Origin of the sequence: Haemophilus sp. UMB1048, from assembly GCF_030218125.1 — a bacterium.
GTDB lineage: Bacteria > Pseudomonadota > Gammaproteobacteria > Enterobacterales > Pasteurellaceae > Haemophilus_D.
In genome coordinates, this window is the sequence record NZ_JASOPB010000013.1 from 1 (window position 1) to 8,225 (window position 8,225).

The window sequence follows — 8,225 nt, forward strand, 5'->3', positions numbered from 1 at the left end:
GGAATAGCTCAGTTGGTAGAGCACGACCTTGCCAAGGTCGGGGTCGCGAGTTCGAGCCTCGTTTCCCGCTCCAAATTCTTAATCCGTTGCTGAAAAGCAGCGGATTTTTTTATTGTATTTTCCCTACATATTCCCTTCAAAATACGATAAAATTCCCCAGAAACTTTAACCTAAAAAAATCACTCTAAGAATGACCGAATTAACCCAATACATTCCTGATGAAGGCACAATGCTCCGTTTTGGTAAAAAACTCGCAGAAGTGCTTGTAAAACAACCGAAAGATAACGCTATTGTGCTTTATTTTAATGGCGATCTCGGTGCAGGGAAAACCACCCTGACTCGTGGAATGGTGCAAGGTTTAGGCTACCAAGGCAATGTCAAAAGTCCTACTTATACGTTAGTGGAAGAATATAGCATTGCAGGAAAAATGATTTATCACTTTGATTTATATCGTCTTGCCGATCCTGAAGAATTGGAATTTATGGGCATTCGTGATTATTTCAGCCAAAATTGCATCTGCTTAATCGAATGGGCAGAAAAAGGTGAGGGCATCTTGCCTAAGGCTGATTTATTGGTGAATATTGATTATTACGACGATGCTCGAAACATTACGCTAATTGCTCAAAACTCAGTGGGCGAGCATATTTTGACACAACTATAAAATTGATTTACATGAAAGCAAAATTTTCGTTTCTTTTTGGAATATTTTCTCTAATTTCTACTACCGTATTTGCCGCACCACAATGGACAATTGCCATTGATCCCGGCCACGGCGGTAAAGATCCCGGTGCTATCGGAAAAAATCTCGGCATTTATGAAAAAAATGTCACCCTTTCTATTGCGCGAGAATTAAAAGCCTTACTAGATAAGGATCCTAATTTCAAAGGTGTTTTAACACGCAGTAGCGATTACTATATTTCTGTGCCAGAACGCTCTGAAATTGCACGTAAATACAAAGCAAATTTTCTTGTGTCTATCCATGCTGACTCCTCTCTTAATGCAGACCAACGGGGTGCGTCTGTTTGGGTGCTATCCAATCGCCGTGCCAACGATGAAATGGGTCAATGGTTAGAAGACGATGAAAAACGTTCTGAGCTTTTAGGCGGAGCCGGTAAAGTACTTTCCAACAACAATGACAAATATTTAGATCAAACTGTACTCGACCTGCAATTTGGTCACAGCCAACGCACAGGTTATGAACTCGGCAACAGTATTTTACGTCGCTTTGCTCGCGTGACCTCATTAAGTCGTAGCACGCCACAACATGCGAGCCTTGGCGTATTGCGTTCACCCGATATTCCTTCTGTTCTGGTGGAAACAGGTTTCCTTTCCAATATGGAAGAAGAACAAAAACTGAATACCATTGCTTATCGTCGTCGTATTGCTTATATGATTTATGAAGGCTTAGTCGCTTATCGCAATGGTAATTTAAAAGCGATTGCTGTTCCACCTAGTGATGAGCAAGACAACAAATCTACAAAATCAAACGACAAAAATAATGAAAAATCTGACCGCGCTTCCGATGTGAAAGACAGCGGTATTCGCCACAAAGTGAAACCAGGTGAAAGCATTGGTAGCCTAGCAAATAAATATGATGTCAAAGTCAGCGAAATTATTGAGTTGAATAAACTGAAACGCAAAGAACTTTGGTTAAATGAAACCATTAAGATTCCTGATAATGGCAAAGGCAAAAAAGCGGAAGAACCAACTAAAAAAGAAGAGAAAAACATCGAAAAATCTGACCGCACTTCCGATGTCAAAGACAGCGGCATACGTCATAAAGTAAAACCAGGTGAAAGCATTGGTAGCCTGGCGAACAAATATGATGTGAAAGTCAGTGAAATTATTGAGTTAAATAAACTGAAACGTAAAGAACTTTGGCTGAATGAAACCATTAAAATTCCTGATAACGGCAAAGGCAAAAAGGTAGAAGAAAAACCTAAATCGGATGATAAAGCCAAAGCCGATAATAAAGGAAAAAACAGCAAAATTGTTGAAGCTGAAAAAGCGGTTTCTAAAAAAGATAAAAAACAAGAAAAAACTGAGAGTAAAAAAGAGCCTGAGAAAAAAAGCAACGATAAAAAAGACGCTTCTTCAAAAGAAAATGAGAAGAAAGATAATGGCAAGACAGAAATCCCGCTTTACCATACGGTGAAAGCGGATCAAACTATCTATGCTATCTCTCGTGAATACAATGTACCGGTTAATCGTCTTTTAAAACTGAATCCGACATTGAAAAACGGCAAAATCGTGACTGGTCAAAAAATCAAACTTAAAGAAAAATAAGGAATCCTATGGCAATCAAAATTCTTTCTCCACAGCTGGCTAACCAGATTGCCGCCGGTGAAGTGGTCGAACGCCCTGCCTCTGTGGTGAAAGAATTGGTGGAAAACAGCCTTGATGCCGGCGCCAATAAAATTCATATTGATATCGAAAACGGCGGCTCCAGCCTGATTCGTATTCGAGATAATGGCAGTGGTATCCCTAAAGAAGAATTAAGCCTCGCCCTTGCTCGACATGCAACCAGTAAAATTGCCGATCTTGATGATCTCGAAGCCATTTTAAGTTTAGGTTTCCGTGGTGAAGCCCTTGCCAGTATCAGCTCGGTTTCTCGTCTCACGCTTACCTCTCGCACTGCAGAGCAAAATGAAGCATGGCAAGTCTATGCGCAAGGGCGAGAGATGGAAACCATAATTAAACCCGCATCTCATCCAGTCGGTACAACAGTTGAAGTGGCGAATCTCTTTTTTAACACGCCTGCTCGTCGTAAATTCTTACGTACCGATAAAACAGAATTTGCTCATATTGATGAAGTCATTCGCCGAATTGCTTTAGCGAAATTTAATATTGCTTTTACGCTCACACATAACGGCAAAATTGTTCGACAATATCGTCCCGCGACAAATGAAGAACAACAACTAAAACGCGTTGCCACTATTTGTGGCGATGATTTTGTTCAACATGCCTTACGCATTGACTGGAAACATGATGATTTGCATCTTTCCGGATGGGTGGCGACACCTGAATTTACACGTTCTCAAAATGATTTGAGCTATTGTTATATCAATGGACGAATGGTGCGTGATAAAGTGATCACCCACGCTATTCGCCAAGCTTATGCAGAACATTTACATATTGAGCAATACCCAGCATTTGTACTGTTTATCGACCTCAATCCACATGATGTCGATGTCAACGTGCATCCAACAAAACACGAGGTGCGTTTCCATCAAGCTCGCTTAATTCATGACTTTATCTGCCAAGGCGTAACAAATGCACTCAATGCTATTTCTCAAACTGAATTAGATTTAGCACCAGTGATGAATGAAGCAAGAGAGCCTTCGGCTTCGTATCAAACCCACTATGAAACAAAACCTAATCGTGCAGCGGCAGGGCAAAATATTTTCGCTTCGAATAATCATCAATCTCGTGAAAAACAACTAGAAAATCGGCCGCACTTTTCAAACCGTAGTGAGTACGTTCCGCCATATGGTTATCGCGAACAACCTACAAAGACTGAACAACGCTTATATGGGGAATTAGTTCGTCCTGCGGAAAATTCTCAAGTTTTAACAACACCTGTCGTTGAACAACAACTCCCGAAGACAAGTGAAGCAGGCTATTTACGTGCATTAGCATTAATTGAAAATAAAGCATTGCTTTTACAACAAAATCAGCAGTTTTATTTGATGTCATTAGCTAAATTGCAAACCTTAAATTATGAATTAACCTTACAACAAGGTGAAATTCCACAACAACCGTTGCTCATCCCGATTATTTTCCGCTTAGATGAAAAACAATTTGAACAATGGCAAAAACAAAAAGCTTTTTTCCAACAAAGTGGTTTTGAATTTATTGAAAATGAAGCTCAGTTACGCCTCACATTAAACAAAGTCCCTGCGGTTTTACGTACGCAAAATTTACAAAAATGTGTGGTGAGCCTACTCACTGAACATCTAGAAAATATGCCTGATTTTCTGACCGCACTTTGTCAGACGCTAGAGGTAAAACCAATTCAAGTGTTAGCGGATGCAGTCAGCTTATTAAGTGAAACGGAACGCTTACTGAATAAAGATTATCAAGAAAAATTTAATACATTACTGAAACCGATTAACTGGCAGCCCTTTTTAACTGATTTGTAATATGACACAACAAACTGACTCCAAACCAACCGCACTTTTTCTGATGGGGCCAACGGCCTCTGGAAAAACAGATCTAGCTATTCAATTACGTCAAAGCCTGCCAGTGGAAGTGATCAGTGTCGATTCTGCATTAATTTATAAAGGTATGGATATTGGCACAGCAAAGCCTTCTAAAGAAGAACTTACGCTTGCCCCTCACCGCTTAATTGATATTTTAGATCCCGCTGAAAGTTATTCTGCGATGAATTTTCGTGACGATGCGCTCAGAGAAATGGCCGATATTACCGCACAAGGTAAAATTCCGCTTTTGGTTGGCGGCACGATGTTGTATTACAAAGCATTGATTGAGGGACTTTCCCCCCTTCCATCTGCTGATGAAAAGTTACGCTTAGAGATTGAAGAAAAAGCACAAAAACTTGGCTGGCCAGCACTTCATCAAGAATTACAAAAAATTGATCCTATTTCTGCTGAACGTATCAACCCAAATGATTCACAGCGCATTAATCGTGCATTAGAAGTATTCTATTTAACGGGTAAATCATTAACGGAATTAACCGAACAAAAAGGCGAAGAATTGCCTTATCAATTTTTACAATTCGCTATTGCACCAGAAGACCGCGCGGTGTTACATCAACGTATCGAACAACGTTTCCATAAAATGATCGAATTAGGCTTCCAAGAAGAAGTGGAAAAACTCTATCAACGAGAAGATCTCCATCCTGATTTGCCTTCTATCCGTTGTGTGGGCTATCGCCAAATGTGGGAATATTTACGAGGTGACTATGATCATGAAGAAATGGTCTTCCGTGGTATTTGTGCAACTCGCCAATTAGCCAAACGACAAATCACTTGGCTGCGCGGCTGGAAAACACCATTAAATTGGCTAGATAGTCTGCAACCGCAACAGGCCAAAGAAATCGTATTACGCAAGATTGACGAACATTTTAAGGGGTAAATTATGGCGCTTTCACTTCCGCTTTCGACTGAAAAACTCATTCAACTTGGCGAAGTGCTTTGCCAACATTTCCCTGAAATGAATCTTGCTGAAATAACCCAAAAAATCGAGCGGGATGCAACTGATCTCACGACACCAACCGGACAAATAAACTATGCCATCAGTCTGTCTGATTTCTTGGAAAAAGTCTTAAAAAAACACCCGCACTTTTTAGCCCAATGGTGGCAAACACCTCCTCAATTTTCAGATTGTCAACATTATGCTAGCCGTTTAGCTGAACAACTCTCCACTATCCAAAACGAAGAACAGCTTTACAAAACGCTACGAGATTTTCGTAATCAAGAAATGGCGAAACTCAGTTTCTGTCAAAGCTTGAATCTTGCCACCGTAGAAGAAATTTTTATTCGTCTTTCTCAACTTGCTGAGAGTCTTATCATTAGTGCGAGAGATTGGCTGTACAAACAAGCTTGCGAAGAAATGGGTACGCCTTGTGATGAAAATGGCAATCCTCAGCAACTCTATATTCTTGGTATGGGAAAATTAGGTGGTTTTGAGCTAAATTTCTCCTCTGATATTGATTTAATTTTTACCTATCCTTCACAAGGCGAAACTGTTGGAGCAAGACGAGCCGTTGATAACGCCAAATTTTTTACCCGTTTAGGACAACGTCTAATTAATGCGTTGGATCAATTTACGCCAGATGGTTTTGTCTATCGTACGGATATGCGTCTTCGACCTTTTGGCGACAGCGGTGCACTTGCCTTAAGTTTTTCTGCGATGGAGCAATATTACCAAGATCAAGGGCGAGACTGGGAGCGCTATGCCATGATCAAAGGACGTATTTTAGGCGCCGATGAGCAAGATCCTAACGTAAAAACCTTACAACAATTACTTCGTCCTTTTGTATATCGACGCTATATTGATTTTAGTGTGATTCAAGCTTTACGTGAAATGAAAGGTAAAATTGAGCGTGAAGTGCGTCGTCGTGGCTTAAAAGACAATATTAAGTTAGGCGCAGGCGGGATTCGAGAAATCGAATTTATTGTGCAAGTTTTTCAACTTATTCGAGGCGGACGTGAGATTAAGCTTCAACAACATGAATTGCTTAAACTTCTTCCTGAAATACGAGATCTCGGTTTAATTACACCTCAACAATACCATGAATTAAGAGACGCTTATATATTCCTTCGTCGTACTGAAAACGTGCTTCAAGCCATTGATGACCAACAAACGCAACTTCTGCCAACAGATGAAGAAAATCGCCTTAGATTAATGGTCGCTTGTCGAGAATACACTTATTTAGATGAGAACAATCAGGCTACGATAAAATCTTATCCAATTGAAAACTGGGATGATTTCTATCAAACACTACAAGCACATCAACAAAAAGTGCGGTCAGTTTTTGATGCGTTAATTGGTGAAGAAAAAGATGAACGTACCGATGACAATAATCAGTGGATTGATTTTTTAGAAAGTGACCTCGATGATATTGAACAAATGCTGGTCGATAATCGCATTGATGAGGACGCAATTTCCGATATCTTAGATAAACTTATTCAATTCAAAGATGCACTCGCTCGCCGTGTTATTGGTGCTCGTGGTCGAGAAGTTTTAGCTCACTTATTGCCAAATATCTTCACTCAAATATTTGAGCAAAAAGATTACCGCACTTTATTGCCACGCATCCTCAATATTGTCGATAAAATTGCGAGTAGAACGACGTATTTGGAATTGCTCTTAGAAAATCCTCAAGTCATTGAGCAGCTTATTGAACTATGTTCACAATCACAGATGATTGCCGAACAAGTGGCTCGCCACCCTATTCTACTCGATGAATTATTAAATACTGAGGCACTACGTAATCCATTACCGTTCACGCAGTACCCTGACGAATTAAAGCAATATATGCTGCGATTACCGCAAGACGATGAAGAGCAATTTATTGACGGTTTACGCCAATTCAAACAGTCTATTTTATTACGAGTTGCAGCCGCTGATATTCTAGGCGTATTGCCTGTTATGAAAGTGAGCGATCATATCACTTATCTGGCTGAAGCAATTATTGATGCCGTTGTCAATTTTGCCTGGCAACAAGTCAGTCAACGCTTTGGTGTACCTGAGCATCTAGTAGGTAAAACAGAAAAAGGCTTTTTAGTTATTGGCTACGGCAAATTAGGCGGAATTGAACTCGGTTATAAATCTGATTTGGATTTAGTCTTTTTATACCAAGCTGTTGAAGGCCAAACCATTGGTGGGAAAAAATCCATTGATAGTAACCAATTCTATTTAAGATTGGCTCAAAAAATTGTCAGCATTTTTAGTATGAACACCAGTGCAGGCATACTTTACGATGTTGATATGCGCTTACGGCCTTCAGGCGATGCGGGCTTATTAGGCTGCTCACTTCAAGCATTTGAAAACTATCAACTCAATGAAGCATGGACTTGGGAAAAGCAAGCGCTTGTCCGCAGTCGTGCCATTTTTGGTGAATCTGAATTAAAAGCAGAATTTGAAAAAATTCGCTGTAATGTACTTTCTGCTCAAAGAGATATTAATCAGCTAAAAATTGAAGTAAGAGAAATGCGTGAAAAAATGTACGAACATTTATCTCATACAAAAGAAGGATTTTTTAATATCAAAACCGATCGTGGCGGCATTACCGATATTGAATTTATCGCCCAGTATCTGATGCTTGCGAATGCCCCAGCTAATCCAATATTAACCAAATGGTCTGATAACGTCCGCATCTTTGATTCAATGGCAGAATATCACATTATTTCTCTAACAGAATGTGAAAAGCTCAAATCCTGCTACGTGACACTACGTAATAAAATTCATCATCTGAACTTATTAGGAAATCCTGTTATTGTTGATGATTCGGCGTTTGCAGAAGAAAGAGAGTTTGTTTGTTCTTTCTGGAATAAGCTATTTTCTTAAAAAGATTAAAGGAGTCTATCCCCAGATATTTGGGATAAACTCCTTTTTATATATTCTCTACGTAAAAACAGCCTAACTTTCTACCGCGCTTATATTGTCAAAGTAATCTTTAACAAAACTCCATAAACAAAAACCCCAAGCCATTCAGCTCGGGGTTCAGATTCAGTACCTGGCGGTGTCCTACTCTCACA

Annotated in this window: 5 protein-coding genes; all 5 read left to right on the forward strand. The window is 39.8% G+C overall.

All coding sequences use genetic code 11. The features are described 5' to 3' along the window. The first annotated feature begins 190 nt into the window (after positions 1-190). From tsaE to glnE, 5 genes are read left to right on the forward strand one after another with little or no spacing between them, the layout of a single operon-like run. The gene (gene tsaE / locus QP437_RS09605) at positions 191-661 is read left to right on the forward strand and encodes a tRNA (adenosine(37)-N6)-threonylcarbamoyltransferase complex ATPase subunit type 1 TsaE (RefSeq protein ID WP_285267688.1); all 471 of its coding nucleotides are present in this window, start codon (positions 191-193) and stop codon (positions 659-661) included. An 11-nt stretch (positions 662-672) separates the two neighbouring features. Next, entirely contained in the window at positions 673-2,286 is a 1,614-nt protein-coding gene (locus tag QP437_RS09610; RefSeq protein WP_285267689.1) for an N-acetylmuramoyl-L-alanine amidase, read from the forward strand. An 8-nt stretch (positions 2,287-2,294) separates the two neighbouring features. Continuing rightward, positions 2,295-4,142, forward strand: coding sequence for a DNA mismatch repair endonuclease MutL (gene mutL, locus QP437_RS09615; protein WP_285267690.1), 1,848 nt, complete (start codon positions 2,295-2,297; stop codon positions 4,140-4,142). Between the two features lies 1 nt (position 4,143). Next, a complete protein-coding gene (miaA, locus tag QP437_RS09620) occupies positions 4,144-5,097 on the forward strand; it encodes a tRNA (adenosine(37)-N6)-dimethylallyltransferase MiaA (protein ID WP_285267691.1) in 954 nt (317 codons plus the stop codon). Continuing rightward, on the forward strand, positions 5,098-8,034 hold the full coding sequence (gene glnE / locus QP437_RS09625) for a bifunctional [glutamate--ammonia ligase]-adenylyl-L-tyrosine phosphorylase/[glutamate--ammonia-ligase] adenylyltransferase (RefSeq protein WP_285267692.1): 2,937 nt from the start codon (positions 5,098-5,100) through the stop codon (positions 8,032-8,034). Positions 8,035-8,225: the final 191 nt, after the last annotated feature.

Excerpts from the sequence above, each read along its gene's own strand:
- tsaE (WP_285267688.1), top strand. The coding sequence starts at position 191 with ATGACCGAATTAACCCAATACATTCCTGATGAAGGCACAATGCTCCGT.
- QP437_RS09610 (WP_285267689.1), top strand. The coding sequence starts at position 673 with ATGAAAGCAAAATTTTCGTTTCTTTTTGGAATATTTTCTCTAATTTCT.
- mutL (WP_285267690.1), top strand. The coding sequence starts at position 2,295 with ATGGCAATCAAAATTCTTTCTCCACAGCTGGCTAACCAGATTGCCGCC.
- miaA (WP_285267691.1), top strand. The coding sequence starts at position 4,144 with ATGACACAACAAACTGACTCCAAACCAACCGCACTTTTTCTGATGGGG.